We start from the raw sequence: 20,317 nt of genomic DNA, 5'->3' as shown, positions 1-20,317 counted from the left end.
ATGAGACAACGCCATATGCCGCTGGGGTATCGGATGGCGGAAGGAAAAATAGTAATTGATCCAGAAACGGCAGAGATTATAAATCGAATCTTCCAGGAGTATTCAGAAGGAGCTTCCCTGTACCAGCTTGCGAGAAAACTTACAGAACAGGGGGCACTCAATGCAAACCATAAGCCGGTGTGGAATCATGGGACGGTTGGAAAAATCCTGGAGAATCGAAAGTATCTGGGAGACGAATTTTATCCAACAATGATAGAACTAGAACTGTTCACCCAGGTACAGGAGCGCAGGAAAGAAAAGAGCAGGGAGCTGGGGCGTGTCATGCAGCCTAACAGCTTCGGGAATCGCTCTATGTTCGCAGGCAGTCTGATCTGCGGAGTCTGCGGGCAGCCCTACCGCCGGTACGTGGAGCACTGCGGACAGCCGGGAGAAAAAATCGTCTGGAAATGTAAGCACTACATAAATGAAAACAGGGTGTGCTGCCGGAACATATTCCTGGTAGACAGCCAGATCATCCAAGCATTTATGGAACTGATGAGAGGGGTGAAGGAGGGGAGGTTCCAGATAGAGCCGGAAACCATCGTGCAGGGCCTGCCATATAGCCGTGAGGCGGCAGAACTGACCAGAAAGCTGCAGGAATTGGAGGAAAAGCCGGAGTATCCATCCGAGGAGATGGTACGGCTGATTTATGAGCGGGCCAGATTACAGTACCGGGTGTCCAGAATTCAGGACCAGAATTACCAGACAGAAAAACTGAAAACAGTCCTGGAAGAAAATCCACTCCAAAAAGAATTTAATAGTGAACTTTTTAAGGCAACGATACATCGGATTACCGTTCACAAGGACAGACGGTTCGAATATGAATTAATGAATGGTGTAAAAATTGAGCTTCCTATCCAGGAAGCAGCAGAAGGGAGGAAACCGGATGAGACGGGCCAGAACAGCAACCGTTGTAAAGAAAAACATCTCTGTAATTCCAGCCAATCCGGAATTCAGCCGTGATACAAGGGCTCAATATAAGCGGCTGCGGGTAGCCGCCTACTGCCGGGTCAGTACCTTGCAGGAACAGCAGGAGACCAGCTATGAAGCACAGGTGAATTATTATACAGAAAAAATCAACAGCAACCCGGAATGGGTGTTTGCAGGAATCTATGCAGATGACGGGAAGAGCGCCACCATGACCCGTAAGCGGAATGACTTTCAAGCAATGATTGATGACTGTATGGCAGGGAAAATTGATATGGTCATCACAAAATCCATCAGCCGCTTTGCCAGGAACACGGTAGACTCCCTTACCCATATCCGAAAATTAAAGGCAAAGAATATTGCCGTGTATTTCGAGAAGGAGAACATCAATACCCTGGGGGATGGCGGGGAAATGCTGATTACCATCCTTAGCAGCCAGGCCCAGGAGGAAAGCCGGAACTTAAGTGAAAATGTCCACTGGGGGTATGTGAGGCAGTTTGAAAACGGAGTGGTGTATGTAAATCACAATAAATTTCTGGGATACACCAAGGATGAAGAAGGAAATCTGGTCATCGTGCCGGATGAGGCAAAGCTGGTCCGCAGAATCTTCCGATTATACCTGGAAGGAAACAGCATTAACAAAATTGCAGAGACGCTTACAAAGGAAGGAATTCGGACTGTGACAGGAAACACCGTGTGGCATGCCACGGTGATTTCCAAAATGCTGATGAATGAAAAATATATGGGGGATGCGCTGCTGCAAAAAACCTATACCGTGGATTTCCTGGAAAAGAAGAGGGCGGTCAATAAAGGAATCGTACCGCAGTATTACATCGAGGGCAACCATGAAGCGATTATCCCTCGGGAACTGTTTTACCAGGTACAGGAGGAACGGGCCCGCCGGGCGAATGTTTACCGCCCGGCAAAAAAGAAGGGAACCACCATCCGGGGAAAATACAGTTCCAAGTATGTGCTGGCCGACATCATGTACTGCAAAGAGTGCGGACAGCCTTACCGCAGGCAGGTATGGGTGAACGGCGGTACAAAGAAGCCGGTGTGGCGCTGTTACAGCCGCTTGAAGAGCGGAACCAAGAAGTGTAAACATTCCCCCAGCCTGGAAGAAAAAGCGCTCCACGAAGCGATTATGGAGGCCATCAACTCCGTGGTAAAGGATGAAGGGGAGTTCATCGATGCCTTCCGGGATAATGTCATCCGGATCCTGGGCAGCTACTCGGACAACGTGGAGCCAACCGAATATGATGAGAAGATCGATGCACTGCAGAAACAGATGCTGGCCCTAATCGAGGATAGTGCTAAAACGGAGAGCGCCGATGAGGAGTTCGACCGGGCGTATCGGGAGATCACGGACCAGATCCGGGCCTTCAAGAAAAAGAGGACAGAGCTGAGCCGGGAAAAGCAGCTGGCCGAAGCCTACGACCAGAGAGTGGAAGGTATGGGTCAGTACATCCAAAAGACCAACTACCTAAAACGCCAGTTTGATGACGAACTGGTCAGGCGACTGATTAAGGCCATCATGGTAATCAGCGAAGATAAGATTGAAATACAGTTCCACTCAGGGATTGTGATGACCCAGAGAATCAATGAATATGACTAAGACCGGCGGCAGAATCAACGGATTCCTGCCTGCCGGGATCCTGACAGTGGCAAGAATAAAGTCCCCAGACACCGTGTGATATCCTTATCACAGCTGGGGGTTTTATTGTTGGTATTACAGGGAGGAGTAAGAACGATAGACGGGGAGGAACAGCGGAATGATATCGGAAGAGCTGAAAAAGATGTTTGAAGGGCGGATTGCGATGCAGGATATGCATTATGTGGGGAAAGCCTGCTATGGGAGACTGGAGGAGAATCTCAGAGGGAAGATTGAGCTGGGACAGGGCTTTATGGACAGTGGGTATACCAGGCTTACCGTCTCAGTGCTGGAGCGGACCAATGGGCTGGTGGATCAGATGAAGTTTTTGATCAGTGATGTGACTGGTCTGAAACAAGAAACGGAAGGGGAACGGATGGCAGGGCCAGAACTGAGATCGTATAAAGATTCTGTCTGGTGGAATTGTGAGATGGAAGAGGAGGACTACCAGAAGATAGCGGAGGTGGTCAATGGATATCTGTCTCTGTTTCAGTCGGAAGAACTGGTTCAGGGACAGAAGGAGGACGAGTCTCAGGGGCAGGAAGTACAGTCGGGAGCGCTGCCGGGTAATATCCTTACTTAAATCATCGGAACCATGTTTAATATAGAAGGAATAAGGAAGGGAGCGGGGCTTAAATGGAAGTGTTTGTGAAGCGTGAAAACTGGGATGGCGGAATTTGGATGAAGCTGCCGGCTTCGGAGGAACAGGCAGAACAGGTCCAGGAGGAACTGGCCGGGTACCATCCTTCCAGGATGATTCCATTCATAGGAGATGTGAAAGCGCCGGTGTCCGGTCTGGCACATCTGTTAATTGGAGAATTTGTGTTTCAGGATTCAAACCTTGGACAGTTAAACTACCTTGCCGCAAAGATTGGTTCCTGGACGGAACAGGAGCGGGCTGTCTTCGAGACTGTGCTGCAGAATGAAAAGCCGGATTCTTTGATACGGATTGTGGAGGTAATGGAGCATTTAGACCAGTACGAATGCCATCCAGAGATAAAATCCCTAGAACAGTATGGACATGATCTGTTTGAGCGGGAAGGGAGAACGCTGCCGGTGGAACTGACCGGCTATTTTGATTATGAGGCGTATGGCCGTTTCCATATGAAAGCCAGTGAGAGGTTGACAGATGAGGGGCTTATTACAAGAATCAAGGCACCAAAATCGGAAGTAGGAAAGACGCAGAATCCAGAAGTGGTGCAGCCTGGGACAGCAGTATTCCGGGTGTATCTGGTATTTGATAAGAAGTATCCGGAAAAGAACTGTTATTATTTCCCTATGACGGAGAAACAGCTGGAGGCCCTTGAGGAGAAATGCAGAATATATGACGTTTATGAGGTGGCAGACTATCTCAGCAATATCTGGGAGTTGGATCAGTTCTTACCTCCACGGCTCACATTTAGGGAGCTGAACCAGATTGCAATGGAGATACAGAACTTGGCGGATAAAACCACTGTGTCGAGAAAGAAACTTCTGGCTTCACTAGAAGCTGAGGTTCCAAGGGATGCAGATGCAGCAAGTCAGATTATTCGTAATTATAAGGACTATGAATTCCTCCCGGTTCAGGAGTTGTCAGCGGAGTGCTATGCAAAGTATCTGCTGAATTTACATCAGATTTATATCGAGAAGGAACTGGAACCATATGTCCGTCTCGAAGAATTTGGTTTGCAGAAAATGAAAGCGAATGGGCCGGTGGAGACAACATTTGGCACGCTCATCTATAAGGGACATCCGATACAGGAACTGAGTCCGTCTGTTCATGAATTCCGCCTATACAATTCATTGGCTGTAACCGCCTATTGGAGTGGAAGTGAATCCTTTGTGCCGGAGCTTTTAAGAGGGAAGGAACTTCTCTCGTATGAAAACATGATCCGGGAAAAGATTCAGGCCAGCTTAAAAAGCTACCCCGAGAAAGGTCTGGCGGAATATCTGTTTTCTGAACTGCTTAAAAAACGGGTTGCATCTATGACGCCAGATGTAGAGGCATATGCCGGCAGCCTTTGGGGTGTGCTTACAGTAAGAACATACGGAGAATTAAATGACCGGGAGTTGGCGGCTGTGATGGAAGAGTGGAAGGCGATGGCAGATAGCGGCTGGGGAGAAGAACTGTTTTACCGGCCTATTCAGACGGAGAAGGGTGAGATTTATATTGGGTTCTGGGATACAGACAATAATGACAACCTGTTTATAAAAACAGAGGAGGAGTTTCGGCGGGACTACCTGGGCGGAAGTCAGATTGGGCAGGAGCTGCAGCTTTAAAAGTAAGTCTTTGAATACAAGTTTTCAATGCAAGCCCAGAACAGTGGTTAAGCACGAAAAGAACAAATGTTCTGAAAACATATTGCGCTATCATGTCTGCTCCTGTATAATAGCAGTAGAACGAGGAGGCGTCAGATTAGATGATTCGGTTATTTGAGTTTCGGGATTTGGATAGGATTATGGAGATTTGGCTGGAGGGAAACTTAAATGCTCATCCATTTATAAAAGAGGAGTATTGGAGACAGAATTTCGAGACAGTCCGCTCCGTGCTGCCAAATGCAGAGGTGTATGTGTTTGAGGAAGACGGGGAGGTCCAAGGCTTCATTGGCATGGACGCAGAGTATATTGCCGGAATATTTGTAGCGGAGGGACACCGGGGGCAGGGGATCGGCCATCAGCTGATTTCAGAGGTAAAGAGGAAAAAGCGCCTGTCATTGCATGTATATGAGAAGAATACAGGCGCTGTGGCATTTTATCAGGCGGAAGGATTCCGTGTTGAAAACAGCATGACAGAGAAAGGAACTGGGGAGCAGGAGTACCTGATGGTGTTTCATGAGGACAGCGAATTAAATGAGGGAACATAGCTTGATAAGGTGGATGAAATAACTTTTTGGGCAGTTACTTATAAATTGTCATTTATTATGAAGGAGGAGTTACAAAATGTCTAAATATAATTTCTACTATGATGAGTCTGAGCATAGTCGAAAAATCAACTATCAGACAGTAAGTGCCTCTAATTATTATGATAATTTCGTAACCATGATTGTAGGATGGTCAGCCGAGAAGGATGATATTCTGCAACGGCATGCTTCTTTTGAGGCTAAGTACGCAGATAGAAAAGATCGTAATGGTGAAATCAAAAGTACGATGTTTCAGCAAAAACAATTTAAGTATGGTTTTGCCTCCCTTAATAAGCAGAATGCTCAGTTTATAAATGATTTTCTGTCGCTTTTTGACGAGGAAATTCATATTTACTTTTCTGTTTCCAGCAAGATCGAATACCTTATGTTGCAGGTTTTTCAAGGGTACGAGAACAGTTTTCTCTTTGATGCAGACTTTATGAAGTATTCCATTACAAAGGCTCTCGTTATATATCACCCGAGGGAAATCATTAAATGCCTCTACGAATCACCCAAAGACTTTTTAGAGGAACTAAAGAAGTTTTTCCGAGATAGGATTGAATTTAATAAAAACGATTTGGAATTGAAACAAGCAGAGACGACGGCATTTCAAGAAATTTTACTCGTATTAGATGAAATTTCAGATGCTCCAGAGCTTGATTGGGATTATCATATGCCTTTTGATGGGGTCTATAAGTATCTACAGGAGAAAAATTTACAGAACTATTCACTTATTATTGATAAAGAAGGTAAAGCGGAGGAAGAAAGCAAAACTCTAAAGTCTGCCCGTGAAATAGGACTGGATAATTCAGATGAAGCCGGTTCTATGGAACATTCAGGTCTTCGTATGGCAGATATGATGGCGGGAATAATTTCTAAGCTGTTGAAGGGGTTATGCGATTCCTTACGATACCAATCTCTTGATGAAAGCACCAACAAAAAGATTCTGGACGTAGGTTGGTTTTGCTTGAGTGAAGTTCAATTAGAGCTTTACAAAAAGCTATATCGTCTTATTTGCGAATGGCAACCAGCTTGGTACAAATCGTACTCTGGCATTTATTCTGATAATTTGGTTGTATTCAATGCTTTGCTTAATTTTATGAACCATTTTGAATCTGTCGAACAGATCCGGGCTGATATAGATATGCAGGGCGAATACTTTAATGCGTTTGCTTGTGAGCAGTTGGCAAGGTATTTTGAGCGGAGAAGATGCAAACTGCCCATTGAGCCTGTAATTCCCTTTGATGAAGAATCATATTTGAACTCAAGGGGTGGGAAGGTATATTTTGATTCGGTGAACCAACTTCTTTTGCCGTTGCATGAAGGTTCTCAGACTTTTGATGTATTATCGGTTGGGGTGGATCAGAAATTCACTCCAATAATAACAATTCTAAAAGATGGAGAATCTGAGTGCTTTCGACTTCCAAATGAACTAAGTGAGTGGGTTTGTAGTGTTGTTGGAATGGCTGCCAGGGGAATGAACCTTTTCCCTACCAAAGTGACTTTTTCTAATATTAATGGAAGATATTATGTGGATATACTTTGAATATAAGGCAAAAAAAGAAGAAAAGAAAAAAGCAAAGGAAGATAATGAAAAGAAATTCTATAACTTCCAGTTATAGAAAAGGGAGATGTTATCGGATCAACCATTTTTGAAACATACCATAAGGCTTCTAAATATGCGGGAGGTGGCATTATGGCAACCTGGAATCCATGGCACGGATGTAGAAAAGTAAGTTCGGGGTGTCTGAACTGCTATGTGTACCGCAGAGACGCCGAATTTGGAAAAGACAGCAGCATCATAGCCAGGACATCCAGCTTTGCTCTGCCGGTAAAGCGGAATCGAAAAGGTATATATAAATTACAGCCGGACGAGGGGGCCGTGTATACTTGCATGACCTCAGACTTTTTTGTAGAAGAAGCGGATGAATGGCGGCCTGAAGCATGGAAGATGATTCGGGAGAGGGATGACCTGCATTTTGTAATCATTACAAAACGAATCCATCGATTCCAGGTTGGACTTCCAAAAGACTGGGGAGAAGGATATGACAATGTAACAATCTGCTGTACCTGTGAGAATCAGAATATGGCCGACTATCGGCTCCCCATTTTTCTGAATTTACCAATCAGACACCGGACGATTATTCATGAACCAATGCTGGAATGGATTGAGATTCGTAGGTATCTGGCAACCGGATTAATTGAACAAGTTACTTGTGGCGGGGAGTCTGGCCCAGAGGCCAGGATTTGTGATTACGCATGGATCTTAGAAATCATGCAGCAGTGTGTGGAGTATGATATTCCTTTCTGGTTCAAACAGACAGGTGCTAAATTCAAAAAAGGAAACCGTATCTATCATATTGAGCGGAAAGACCAGATGCACCAAGCGGAAAAGGCTGGGGTGAATTACAGATACGAAAGAAATAATTAAATAAGAGATACAAGCTTGCATAAATTTAAGGAGTAATTAAGCATCATAATACATAATAAAAATGACCGATAAAATTGGACTTGACTGGTCATTTTTGTTAATTACAAGCTAGAAGGCTGTTATGATAGGGCGTTGGTTAGTAAACGTTGTTTATCGTAATAGCCTTTATTTTATTTGTTCGAAAAAAACGATTAAGAAAAAATGGCGGAGGTGGTTGATAAATATGCAGACTTGGTTCAAGAGCTAGAAACCTTACAGGGGCCGCGGATTAAATTGTAAAAAGGGACAGAGGAGGTTAAATGGTGAATTTTTTACGAATGGAGTTAAAAAAGGTGCTTGGTGTGACCCGATACAGCGAAGATGCAACATATATCGGAAGCTGTGGCTATGTGAGAGTAAATGAGGAAGTTCGTATGCGTCTGGAGTTTTCCAGATCCTCTACTACAACATATGACGGAATCGTTATGACAATGTTTAACCGAAAAGAGGGAATGATTGATACCAATGCGTTGAAATTCCGGGATATTTGGGGCAGGAAGGCGGTCAGCAATCCCAATTTCAAGGAAGGGATTATCCCGCATATTTGGGAAAACAAGGAGAAGGAGTGGTATGTCTATAAGCCGAACCAGAAGGATTACCAGATATTGGCGGATGAGATTAGTCAATATGTCGGACTGTTTCAGGAGGCAGAAATAACTCAGGGACCGCAAATTAATATGTAAATCCAGGAATATGGTGGGGCTTTGCTGTAAAGGAGGTGATGGTGTTCACTGTGTAAATAGAAAAGAGCAGATTGTTATGACAGGGAGAGACTGATGAAAATCAGTGTCTTTTTTCTTTTGCAAGAGAGACAAAAAGAAGGAGGCAGAGTTCCGGCCGGGAAAAGATATCTGACTCTTTTTTGAATGGATTTAGAACAGAAAGCGATAGAAAGGGTGAAGATGGCGTCCGAGATGTCCTTAAGACTATACGGACGCCCCTTGGTTGTAACAGACAGTGGAGGGAAAGACAGCGCAGTATGTAGGGAAATTGTCAGACGTGCCAGGATACCATTTGAGATTCATCACAACCTGACTACAGCAGATGAACCTCAGACCATTTACTATGTGAGAGATATTTTTCGCAAGTTGGAACTGGAGGGGATTACCTGCTGTGTGAATTATCCGATTTACAAAGGCCAGAGAGTTACCATGTGGTCTCTGATCCCTATGAAAAAATTCCCACCGACAAGGCTGCAGAGATATTGCTGCCAAATTTGTAAAGAGAACTCCTGCCAGGATCGCTTTATTACTACCGGTGTGCGATGGGCGGAGAGTGCGAAGAGGAAGACTAGCCGGGGAGTTTTTGAGAACTTTGTCTCGGATCCCAGTAAGAAGATTATCCTGAATAATGACAATGATGAGCAACGGATGCTGTTTGAGAACTGCACATTAAAAGGGAAAAGAACCTGCAACCCGATTGTGGACTGGCGGGACTCAGATGTGTGGGAATATATACGCAGCGAGCGTCTGGAGATTAATCCGCTTTATGATATGGGATTCTACCGAGTCGGCTGTTTGGGATGCCCTATGGCAGGGAAGAACCGTTGGACAGAGTTTCGGCTATTCCCGACCTACCAGCGGGCATATATAAGATCCTTTGGAAAAATGCTTGATGTAATTCATGCTGGCGGGGGCAAGACAAAGTGGAAGACGGCGGAGGATGTTTTTTCGTGGTGGATGGAGGAGGAGACCATCAAGGGTCAGATGAGTTTGTTTGATATTACGGAATGGAAAAATGTAAATGAAACATAGAATGAGATAACAGGAGTTGCAGCAGTCAACCTTGGGGCATGGGAATTGACACCAGCTAGACAGTAAGGTTGAAGAAATATCTGTCCCTGCATGTATACGAAAGAAACACTGGAGCAGTATCATTTTATCGAGCAGAGGGTTTTAAGGTTCAACAGAGCATGACGGAAAAAGAGATAGGTGAGAAAGAATTCCTGATGGTCTACGGAGAATCGAAACAGACAGCAGTATCATAACAAAAACGTCCAGCTTTCATATGCTCGTCAAACGCAGCCAAAGCACTGAGTATGAACTCCAACCAGTAGGAGGAGAATGGGTTTATAATGAGATGATATGAATTTATAAAGCTTTGTGGGAAAATAATCCATTCCATGTTACAATAACCTTAATATAGTTAAGTGGATTATATGCAAATCTAGTAGGTTAAAAAAGAGTAGTTTACTGGGCTACTCACCCTATATTTATGAAGGCGTTGTTTGGTAGCTTACTGTCCTCGAAGGAGATTTGCTTATTTCTATTTGACATTTACAAATCCTTTGTACACCTTTAATTTTGCTTAGCAATTTGCTTTGGAGTAGCCCCTGATATATAAATGATATATGTAGATATATGTTCCTAATGGTAGTCAAAGGACATTTGCGAATGCTACAAGAACAGGTTGTTAAAATGAATAAAAGATTATATTGAATCTGATGGTAGGCTTTAAGTTGAAATGGTACTATCAGAATATAATTATGTATGTATAGCTTTGCAATGGTGTAAGTGTTTTAAATCAATATTTATTGCTATTAAAAAGGTGGATGGAAGGAGTAAACTATGGCGAAATATACGGATGATGAGATACGTGGTATATCGAAAATAACTTGCAAGATTGCTGGTGAATATTTGGGGATATCATCAATGGCAGTAAGCATTGGTATGAGAAATGGTGTTTTGCCAATTGGTTTTGCCATTCATAATGAGGAGCGTGACAGAAGATACTCAGAAAGTTGGTCATATCATATTATTGCTGAACGGTTAATTGCATATAATCATGGAAAAATAAATGAAATCCAGGTTCAGAATATCGAAAAGAACCTGACCACAATAATTGAAAAGTTTGAAGAAATGAAACAAGACCTGCTTTTTATATTAAGCGAAGACGCAGAACCGAAGAAATAGAGCTGTTTGAGTACGCGTTTTCGCTGTCCAAGTATAAAGATGAAGAGAAAAAATACGAAGGGGGGAGGAGTTGGCATGAAAGGTAAGGAAGTGATTTCCTTAACGAGGCAACAGCTTTATGATGAAGTTTGGAAACAGTCACTTGTAAAGGTTGCCCAAAAATATAATCTACACTATGGACGGTTAATTAGCAGTTTAAAACAGGCGAACGTCCCATATCCTCCTTCTGGATATTGGACAAGAGTGGATTTTGGAAAGGATGTATCAACAGATTTAGTACCTTTATCAGGTGATGTAGATGTGTCTGTAGAGTTGACGCTGGCAGGTGCTGTAGTAACCAGAAAACGGAAGAAAAGCTTTGTAGAGGAAGAAAAAGTTGAAAAAGCAGTACAGCCAGAAGAGAGATGTATAGAAGCGATGGAGAGGCTTAAAGAGGAAGCGCCAACTGTGATACCATTTTCTACAAATTTAGATATACCGGATACGGTTTTATACTTTTTAACGACTGATGAAAAAGCGAAGGTAATTGAAGCAATCAATAGTTTGGAAATTAAACAAAATGCTCACCTACATAAGAATTTAGTTGTATATAAGAGAGCAATAAAAGAGTATAAGGATTATCTCAAGGAACATAATTTCTCAGCAAGGAATCGAAATTATTATGATAGAGGAAAAACAGTTGAGCCACCTCGATTTATAAATGATGTTTCTGAGGATGGATTAAGCCGGGCTATTTTAATTATGGATGTCATATTTAAAACAGTAGAAAAACTGGGAGGAGAGGTGCAGCAAGACTTGTCTGTAAAGATACGACAAGATGTTGTGCATTTTAAGTTTGCAGAGGCCCAGGATAAGGTACCCCATGAAATAACAAAGCAGGAGGCAAAAGAATTACTGGAGTATAAAGAGGCCAAACGATATAAAAGATATGCAAGCGAACCTAAAATAAAAAAATACGATAATGTATACAATGGTAAGCTTCGTATTGTGTTTGACGACAGCTCGTATATTAAAGATAGTGTAGAGTTAAAATTAGAGGAGCACTTGGATGAAATAATAATTCGTCTTTACGAAATTTCCAATGTACACAGAATCGAACGGGAAAAGAGAGAAGAGCAGCATCGTTTATATTTGGAGGCGAAACTCCGTGAAGAGGAAGTGAAAGAAAGACGGCAGCAGGAAGCGGTAAAAACGCAGGCACTGGAGAATATAGCAAAAGATTATCGGATTGCTTGTGAGATTAGAAATTACATAACTGCAATACTGAATAAAGGAGAGCTGACCGAAGCTGATTTTGAATGGATTGAATGGGCGAAGAAGAAGGCTGATTGGTATGATCCAATTGTCGCTAGGGAAGATGAGTATTTGGGGAAAAGGGACCATTCACGGTCAGATGAAGATAAGATGATAATCAAGAAAAAACAGAGCAGTATTTATGGTTGGTAAATGTGTCATCTACTAATATTAATAATTAAAGATAATGTGAAGATTGTTAGTTATATAATAGTATCATAATGTGAAATATTATTTATAATTTTTTGAGAGAGAAGGAACAGAGATATATGGACTATATTTTAGAGTTTGATGAATTTATTCGTTCTATTAAACAAAATATAGATACAAAGTATTCATTTTTGTTGGGTGCTGGTGCATCAGTTGAATCAGGGATACCTTGTGCTAGCGAATGTATTTGGGAATGGAAAAGAGATATATTCATTTCTCAAAATCCTACATTGGCAGAAATGCATAATAATATCAAATCACAAAATATAAAACGGTCAATCCAAAATTGGTTAGATAATCAGGGTACATATCCTAAAGAAGGCGAAGATATTGAATACTCTTATTATATTGAGAAAGCATTTAGAATTCCAGACGATAGAAGAAAATATTTTGAACGAAACATAACAGGAAAGACGCCAAGTTTGGGATATCATATATTATGTTTGTTAGCAGAGCGAGAGATAATTAAAAGTGTTTGGACTACCAATTTTGATGGCTTAATTATTAAAGCTGCGCATAAATATCAACTAGTTCCTATTGAGGTTACGTTGGAATCACAAGACAGGATATATCGTACTGATGCTAATAAGGAGTTGCTATGTATTGCTCTACATGGCGATTACAAATATGGTCCTCTAAAAAACAGTAAAGAGGAATTAGATAGCCAGAGTGATATTTTTGTTAATGCCTTATCATTTGAAGCATCAAAACGTTATTTTGTTGTAATGGGGTATAGCGGAAGAGATAAATCACTAATGCAAGCAATAGAGCGTAGCTTTTGTAGAAGTGGTGCTGGAAGGCTTTATTGGTGTGGATATGGTAGGAATATTGCACCAGAAGTGAGAGTTCTGATTGAGAAACTCAATTTGTATGGGCGAGAGGCGTTTTATATACCTACAGATGGTTTTGATAAAACAATGCTTAATATTGCGCATATGTGTTTTGAAGACAAGGAACTACAAGAAGAAGTTGAAAAATTAAAAGCTGATCTGGGTGCTGGGTATGAGTGTAGAACAACAACGTTTTCACCGTATAAGGAGGGTGTAAACAAAATTGTAGATACAAATGTTTATCCAATTAAATTTCCAGATAAATGTTACCAATTTGAGGTGAAAAACAGTTCAGTTATGAACCTATGGGATTATTGCAAGCAGCTGATTGATTATAACATAGTTGCAGTACCTTATAATGGAATGATTTATGCTTGGGGAAATCGAAATTCGATTAGTAACATGTGTGGCCCTAACGTTAATGGAACGATAGAACTAGTACCATTGACAAGAAAAATTTTTTTTGACAATGGCACTTTAAAAAGTATGCTTTTAAAAACATTGCTTATTGTTATTGGAAAGCATAGCAATTGTAAATATAATAGAAACAAAATATGGAGAGAGTCAAAAAAAATAAACTACACTATAAACGGAAAAAATATTGAAGCATATCAGGGCATACGGTTTTCATTATTCATGGATTGGAAGTACTCATATTTGACACTAACGCCTGCTTTTTATTATAAAGATCGAAATAATGTTAGCAAGGAAGAAAATAAAGAATTTTCGGATAGATTTATGGAACAAATATGTAAAATGCAAGCGAATAAGAATTATGCGGCTTATATTAAACATTGGATAAATATAATTTTTCCAGATGGTAAATCGATTATTTCAATGTATCCATGTAATTCTGAATCAGGGTTCGAGTTTACAATTGTCAATAAAAGTCTACTTGTTGGGTTGAGATCAAGACAGGCATTACACAATCCTGATGATGATATGAAAAAAAGAATATGCATTGGAGGCGCAGAACTTGCAGATACAGAATTAAAATTTTATAATCCTGCCCAGAATGCGATGCATACAGATTTTCATCCTATGCGAGGGTTGATTAATAATAAACCGTATGATTTCTATATGAATAATAGATTGTTTAAATCAAACATATCTTTAGGAGTGATAAGCCCAGTAGGATCCGAAAAAAAATTAGAGGATTTTTTGGATCGACTTAATAAAAAACACAAAGTTAATTATAATGTTGATTACGTTATTGATTATCCTGGATTTCAGTCCGTCTATGGGGTTGGACTCAGTGTTCCGCTAATTGCGGAATGGGCTCTATTAGATGATAAAATGCTAAATAAAGCCAACTTATATCAGTCATGCTTGAATTTTGGTGATCAGATTAAGAAGAAGATTGAATATCTAAAATCACGTGATAGTGTAGATGTTATTATTATTTATATTCCCAAAGAGTATGAGTTATTTACTTTTTTTAATGATGGAAATATTCATTATGATTTGCATGATTATGTAAAAGCTTTTTCTGTTCAAAGACATATCTCGACACAGTTTATTAGAGAAAAAACAATTGATAGTGAGTTGGATTGTCAAATTGCCTGGGCTTTATCTCTTGCAATTTATGTAAAAGCTGGAAGAACACCTTGGATTTTAAGTGGCTTAAGAACTGACACCGCGTTCGCGGGAATAGGTTACAGTGTTGATCATATTAAAACGGATAACCAAACACTTATAGGGTGTAGTCATATTTATGGAGCAGACGGCCAAGGGCTCCGATATAAATTATCAAAAATTAAGGATGTAACATTTGATTCAAAAAATAATCCATATTTATCAGAAAATGAAGCTTATCAGTTGGGCTTAAATATTAAAGAACTATTTTTTGATTCATTTAAAACGCTTCCTCAAAGAGTGGTTATACATAAAAGGTTCCCATTCCAGAAACAAGAGATTGATGGATTAACAAAATGTTTAGGAAGTGCTGGGGTTAAAGACATTGATTTAATAGAGATAACTCTTGAAGATAGATTTCGATGTTTTGAATATGATAGAAGATTACAAATTGATGGGTACCCAGTAAGAAGAGGCGTGTGTTTTGCTATTAATGAAAATACGGCATATCTCTATACTCATGGAATAGCCCCTTCGGTAAAAAACGCTAACCTGCGATATATTCAAGGTGGAAAAAGTATACCGGCTCCTTTAAAAATTGTTAAACATTATGGTAATGGTGATCTGGCTCAAATAGCAACAGAAATATTGGGGTTATCAAAAATGAATTGGAATAGTTTTGGATTGTATTCAAAGTTACCATGTACAATTCAGTCATCCAATGCTATAGCAAGAGTTGGCTGGCTATTATCGCAGTATGAAGGTGTGGTATATGATTATAGGAATTTCATGTAGAGATTATAGTTAGTATTTGATATTTCAAAAAATTATGATATAGTTATTACATAGGAGAATTTATATTCGTTAGTGTTACTGCAACGATGTACTATAATGTTAGGGGGATATCCCTCTGACTATCTCACTTTACTATATGTGAATTATAATAATCACAATGTGGGCATGGATAAGGTAGAATTCTCCTATTTTATTTGGAGGAAGTTATGCTTGAAGAACCTAATATGGTAAGAGAAAAATTCTTTAATATGAAAAGCCGCGAAGATGTGGCTGACATATTGGGTATAAAAGAAAAAAGTTTAAGATATTTTTTATATAGCATAAAACCAGATAATATGTATGTCGAGTTTTCAATCTCAAAAAAGAATGGCGGGGAAAGAGTTATTTGTGCGCCAAATGATAAACTCAAAGCTATTCAAAGGAAATTAGCAGTTATATTGAATATGGTATATAAAACGAAGCCAGCAGCTCATGGATTTGTTTTGGACAAAAATGTGGCGACTAATGCCAAAGGACATGTAAAAAAGAAGTATGTTTTCAACATTGATTTGGAAAATTTCTTTGACCAAATTCATTTTGGTAGAGTCAGAGGTATGCTAATGAAGCCGCCATATAATTTGGGTGAAGAAGCTGCCTTAGTTATTTCGCAAATTGCTTGTTATAAAGGAAAACTTCCTCAAGGAGCCCCTACATCACCAATTTTAACAAATATGGTATGTGCACCGTTAGATACTCAATTGACTAAGCTGGCAAAGAAATATAATTTGCAATATAGTAGATATGCAGACGATATTACATTTTCAACATATAAAGCTGATTTTCCAGTGGAAATTGCTTATGTGGATTTTAATGGGGTTCATGTGGGCACTGTCTTGGAAGAACTTATTAAAAAAAATAATTTTTTGATAAATTACAATAAGGTTAGAATATCTGATTATCGACAGAGACAGATAGTAACCGGTTTAGTTGTTAATCAATTTGTTAATTTGAGACGAGATTATATAAAGGAAATTAGGGCATTATTATATAGCTGTAAAGTTAAAGGTCTTTTAGAGTCTGCGAAGCTATATGTTGAGAAAGGAAAATGCAAAAATCCTAAAATTATTGAAGCGGTCAATTCAGGAAAGAGTGAAAAAGAAGATGAGATTATTAATTGGTTTTTACAAGTATTAAAAGGGAAAATTGAATATATAAAAAGTATTAGGGGAGATAATAATCCTACCTATCTTAAATATGCTTCTGAGTTGAATCGAGTTTCGGGCAAAATATTCTTTCGTGTAGATGAATACTTGGATTTTATAAAGCAGATAGAAAAATCTGTATTCATAATTGAAATTAATGCTCTTGATGATTACATACAAGGCAGTGGTTTTTTGCTTGATCCGGACTTACTTCTTACTAATCACCATGTAACAAAAAAAGAAGGCTTCTATAAGGTAACAACTTTTAAAGAAGACCAAATAGGCATTATATCTAATGATATTAAGTTCCTAAAAAGAAATGAGAATATAGATTATGCTTGTTATAATGGGTTTGGTAGAGAAGATTTAATTCCATGGGAGTTGGGGGATTCGGATGATATAAAAATAGGTAGTAAAATTATTATGATTGGCTATCCCGATTATAATTTAGGAAATACACCAGATGTTCAAACTGTATATGTTACTGGAGAGCGAACTTTTATGGGACAAAAGTTAATAACAGTAAGTGGCAGAATTGTGCATGGCGCAAGTGGGGGTGTTGTATTAAACGAAGAGCATAAGGTGATTGGAATGATAAGGTGTGGTGTTGTGTCTTATTGTGAAACTGATACAACTAATAACCACGGTTTTATACCTATAAATGACATTATGAAAGATATAAAGAGTTAATAATGATGCGGAATTGTGGTTCGGAAGGGAAATAGAGGGATTTAACCACAAGATATAGTGGTTTTGGCGAAAAATCGAGAAAAAAATCGGGCAAAAAATGGCCGATTTTGACCCCGATTTTTTGGCCTTTTCATAGATGTGAGATGGGGAAAAGAGGATATGAGGTAAAATTTCAGGTCAGCCAGATAAAAATGGCGGGCCTCTTTTAATAGAGTATCAAAAATAGAAACGGCTATATGTGAAAGGACAGAGAGGGGAATTTAGATGTTTAAGATTTATTTGAGCCGGACAGTGAGCCCTGGTGTAGGTATCAGTCTGCCGGCTACAATCGAAGAAATGAGAGAAGCCTATTCTCTTCTGAATGGAACGGATACAGTTCCGTTGGAAACAGCTACCACCTATGTAGAATCATCCATTCCAAATCTGCGCCAGTACCTGTATGAGGTCCCAGTGTCAGAAAAAAGATTGGAGGAACTGAACTACCTGGCCTATCGTGTGAAATGGATGGACAGCCAGGACGAGGCGGTATTCGGAACCGAGACGGAGATTGTGACAACAAAATCTGGGAAATTATGTTTGAATATGATTAGAGTTAGTATTATAAAATGTCGAATATATTTTTAAATAGGTGTTAAGAGCAAGACATTTTACACAAAATTTGATATAATGAGGAAAGTGGTTGAGGTTGAGAACAAAGTAGTAAAAGGTCTTAAAAGTAAATTAATATCCAGGGAATGCAAATTTTCGTTGTGTCGAATGGAAGTTATAATGACTATATTTCTTTAACTGATATTGCAAAATAAATAGGTGAAGATTCGGCCGCCACAATCCATAACTGAATGCGAAGCCGTTACATCATTGAATTTTTAGCACTATGGGAGACGTTACATAATCCGGATTTTTTCAATAAAAATAAAAAAGTAAACTTTGAACTATCTATCAAAGATTTAGGAGAAAAGTATATGTGGAATGATATTGAAACTACTACAGACTATTTGCATTTCTCAGTTGTATCTAAGACGGTTGCAGATTTAATAATTGAGTCAGGGGATAATCCAATATCTATAGGAATATCTGGAAGCTGGGGGGCCGGGAAATCCTCCATGGTAAAAATGATTGGTAAAGATTTGAATGACCAGTCCAGTGATAACAAATATATTTTTCTTGAATTCAATGCATGGTTATATCAGGGATATGAAGATGCGAAATCCGCCTTGCTCCAGTCGGTGACGATGAAATTGACTGAAGAAATGAAAAAACAAGGAATTGATGAAGATGGTGAGCTTGGAAAGAAATTCAAGAAATTCCTGAAACGTATTAATTGGTTTCAGGTATCAAAACTGGCATTACCTTTGTTGGCTGGCTTTATTCCAGGAGCAGCGCCTGTCGGCGTGATTGCAAATTTTGCAAATGTCATAAAAAGCAGTTGGAATAATCGTGATAAAAAGTCTGAGAACAGTGAAGCGATAGATACTGCGATTGAAGGACTGACTCCAGAATTGGAAAATCTTTTAAATGATAATGAAGAGATGTCAGAGCCGGCAACAAAGCAGATTGAGGAAATTAGGAAGGAATTTGAAGAAATACTTAAACAGCTAAAAGTGAAACTTGTTGTTTTGGTAGATGATTTAGATCGGTGCTTACCTGAAACAGCGATTTCGACTCTTGAAGCAATGAGATTATTATTATTTGTAGAGCGAACAGCCTTTATCATCGCAGCAGATGAACAGATGATAAGAAATGGAGTACGTGCCCATTTTAATGGAGTTGAATTGTCAGATGAGTTAGTTACAAGTTATTTCGATAAGTTGATTCAAGTTCCAATAAAAATACCGCATTTGGGGATTGCAGAAGTAAAAGTGTACATAGTTCTCTTGTTCATGGAATTAGAAGTTAAAAGAAACGGAGTGAGACAAGAAGCATTTTTAGAGGCGCAAAATAAATTAAGCAAGCTTTTGAATAAAGCATGGGAAGATGATGTGACAGCAGAAAAAATAGAAGGGGTTTTTGATGATGATACAGAAAGAACCATGAAGGAATATGTAGCAATTGCAGATCAATTAGCAGGTATTCTTGTAAGTGCGGATAATATTAAAGGTAATCCTAGATTAATAAAACGGTTATTAAATGCTCTTGAGATAAGAAAAAAAGTTGCAAAAATTAATGGAATGATGTTAGATTCCGGTGTGTTAATAAAGATGTTATTGTTTGAGAGATGTGCATCAGAAGGGGCATTTGATTATCTGGCTAAAGAAGTTGCAAACGCAGAGGAAGGAAAACCGGAATTTATACAAAAGTTAGAAGATAGCTTAATAAGTGGTGAAAAATATGAATTTCCAGATGTTACATGGAACAATGATTTTGTACAGAAATGGGTATTAATTGAACCGAAACTAGGTGGACTTGATTTGCGTCCACTTTTGTATCTTAGCAGAGATAAGGCGCTTTCGTTTGCTGCATATGACGAACTTTCTATTAAAGGCAAAGAATTGTTAACTGCGTTAAAGAAAGTAAAGAATGGTACATACCTTAGGGAACTTGTTGAATCAATTAAATCTCTAGGAATAAGAGAGGCTGAGAAATTGTTGAAAAGAATAATTAGTTTGGGACGTAATGAACAATGGAATGTAAATGCTTTATTTGCAGCAGTACATATTACGGAAGCTTTTCCCGAATTAGGTCGTAATTTAGCTTTGGCTTTGTGTGAGATACCGGCAAAATCTAGAAAAGCTCCCATTATTCCTGTTATTGCTGAAAAGGAATGGGCTAAAGATATGTTGAAACAATGGGCTGACGATTCAGAAACACCAGATAGTGTAAAAAGGGCCATAACACAAAATACACAAAAGAAGTAGGGGTGAAAAC

15 protein-coding genes are annotated in these 20,317 nt (G+C 39.4%); all 15 read left to right on the top strand.

Annotation, left to right across the window (positions count from 1 at the left end):
* The 15 genes from ACK2JC_RS03660 to ACK2JC_RS03590 all read left to right on the top strand — a co-directional run bounded on the left by ACK2JC_RS03660 (position 1) and on the right by ACK2JC_RS03590 (position 20,307).
* Positions 1 to 1,002, top strand: coding sequence for a recombinase family protein (locus ACK2JC_RS03660; protein ID WP_048931279.1), 1,002 nt, complete (start codon positions 1 to 3; stop codon positions 1,000 to 1,002).
* Positions 926 to 2,581, top strand: coding sequence for a recombinase family protein (locus ACK2JC_RS03655; protein ID WP_048931278.1), 1,656 nt, complete (start codon positions 926 to 928; stop codon positions 2,579 to 2,581). Before ACK2JC_RS03660 ends, ACK2JC_RS03655 begins: the two co-directional genes overlap by 77 nt.
* Before the next feature lie 157 nt (positions 2,582 to 2,738).
* Positions 2,739 to 3,200, top strand: coding sequence for a hypothetical protein (locus ACK2JC_RS03650; protein WP_048931277.1), 462 nt, complete (start codon positions 2,739 to 2,741; stop codon positions 3,198 to 3,200).
* A gap of 53 nt (positions 3,201 to 3,253) precedes the next feature.
* Positions 3,254 to 4,876, top strand: coding sequence for an antirestriction protein ArdA (locus ACK2JC_RS03645; protein WP_320998592.1), 1,623 nt, complete (start codon positions 3,254 to 3,256; stop codon positions 4,874 to 4,876).
* A gap of 140 nt (positions 4,877 to 5,016) precedes the next feature.
* Positions 5,017 to 5,460, top strand: coding sequence for an N-acetyltransferase (locus ACK2JC_RS03640; RefSeq protein WP_048931275.1), 444 nt, complete (start codon positions 5,017 to 5,019; stop codon positions 5,458 to 5,460).
* Positions 5,461 to 5,536: 76 nt separating this feature from the next.
* Positions 5,537 to 7,042, top strand: coding sequence for a hypothetical protein (locus ACK2JC_RS03635; RefSeq protein WP_048931274.1), 1,506 nt, complete (start codon positions 5,537 to 5,539; stop codon positions 7,040 to 7,042).
* Between the two features lie 150 nt (positions 7,043 to 7,192).
* Entirely contained in the window at positions 7,193 to 7,927 is a 735-nt protein-coding gene (locus ACK2JC_RS03630; protein ID WP_048931273.1) for a DUF5131 family protein, read from the top strand.
* A 299-nt stretch (positions 7,928 to 8,226) separates the two neighbouring features.
* Entirely contained in the window at positions 8,227 to 8,649 is a 423-nt protein-coding gene (locus ACK2JC_RS03625) for a hypothetical protein (RefSeq protein ID WP_048931272.1), read from the top strand.
* A gap of 219 nt (positions 8,650 to 8,868) precedes the next feature.
* Positions 8,869 to 9,720 carry a phosphoadenosine phosphosulfate reductase family protein gene (locus tag ACK2JC_RS03620; protein WP_082174022.1) on the top strand — a complete coding sequence of 284 codons (852 nt, stop codon included), beginning with the start codon at positions 8,869 to 8,871 and terminating at the stop codon, positions 9,718 to 9,720.
* A gap of 813 nt (positions 9,721 to 10,533) precedes the next feature.
* Positions 10,534 to 10,878, top strand: coding sequence for a hypothetical protein (locus tag ACK2JC_RS03615; RefSeq protein WP_002566037.1), 345 nt, complete (start codon positions 10,534 to 10,536; stop codon positions 10,876 to 10,878).
* A 75-nt stretch (positions 10,879 to 10,953) separates the two neighbouring features.
* The gene (locus ACK2JC_RS03610) at positions 10,954 to 12,324 is read left to right on the top strand and encodes a hypothetical protein (protein ID WP_002566036.1); all 1,371 of its coding nucleotides are present in this window, start codon (positions 10,954 to 10,956) and stop codon (positions 12,322 to 12,324) included.
* A gap of 116 nt (positions 12,325 to 12,440) precedes the next feature.
* Positions 12,441 to 15,581: an SIR2 family protein gene (locus ACK2JC_RS03605; protein ID WP_048931269.1), complete on the top strand. Its 3,141-nt coding sequence runs from the start codon at positions 12,441 to 12,443 to the stop codon at positions 15,579 to 15,581.
* A gap of 206 nt (positions 15,582 to 15,787) precedes the next feature.
* Positions 15,788 to 17,452, top strand: coding sequence for a reverse transcriptase domain-containing protein (locus ACK2JC_RS03600; RefSeq protein ID WP_048931268.1), 1,665 nt, complete (start codon positions 15,788 to 15,790; stop codon positions 17,450 to 17,452).
* Between the two features lie 264 nt (positions 17,453 to 17,716).
* A complete protein-coding gene (locus ACK2JC_RS03595; RefSeq protein ID WP_240305388.1) occupies positions 17,717 to 18,076 on the top strand; it encodes a hypothetical protein in 360 nt (119 codons plus the stop codon).
* Positions 18,077 to 18,414: 338 nt separating this feature from the next.
* Entirely contained in the window at positions 18,415 to 20,307 is a 1,893-nt protein-coding gene (locus tag ACK2JC_RS03590; RefSeq protein WP_048931266.1) for a P-loop NTPase fold protein, read from the top strand.
* The last annotated feature ends 10 nt before the right edge of the window (positions 20,308 to 20,317 follow it).

Origin of the sequence: Enterocloster lavalensis (assembly GCF_046603895.1) — a bacterium.
Taxonomy (GTDB): domain Bacteria; phylum Bacillota; class Clostridia; order Lachnospirales; family Lachnospiraceae; genus Enterocloster; species Enterocloster lavalensis.
The sequence above is the reverse complement of the archived record's forward strand: the minus strand, read 5'-3'. Positions and strand labels throughout refer to the sequence as shown.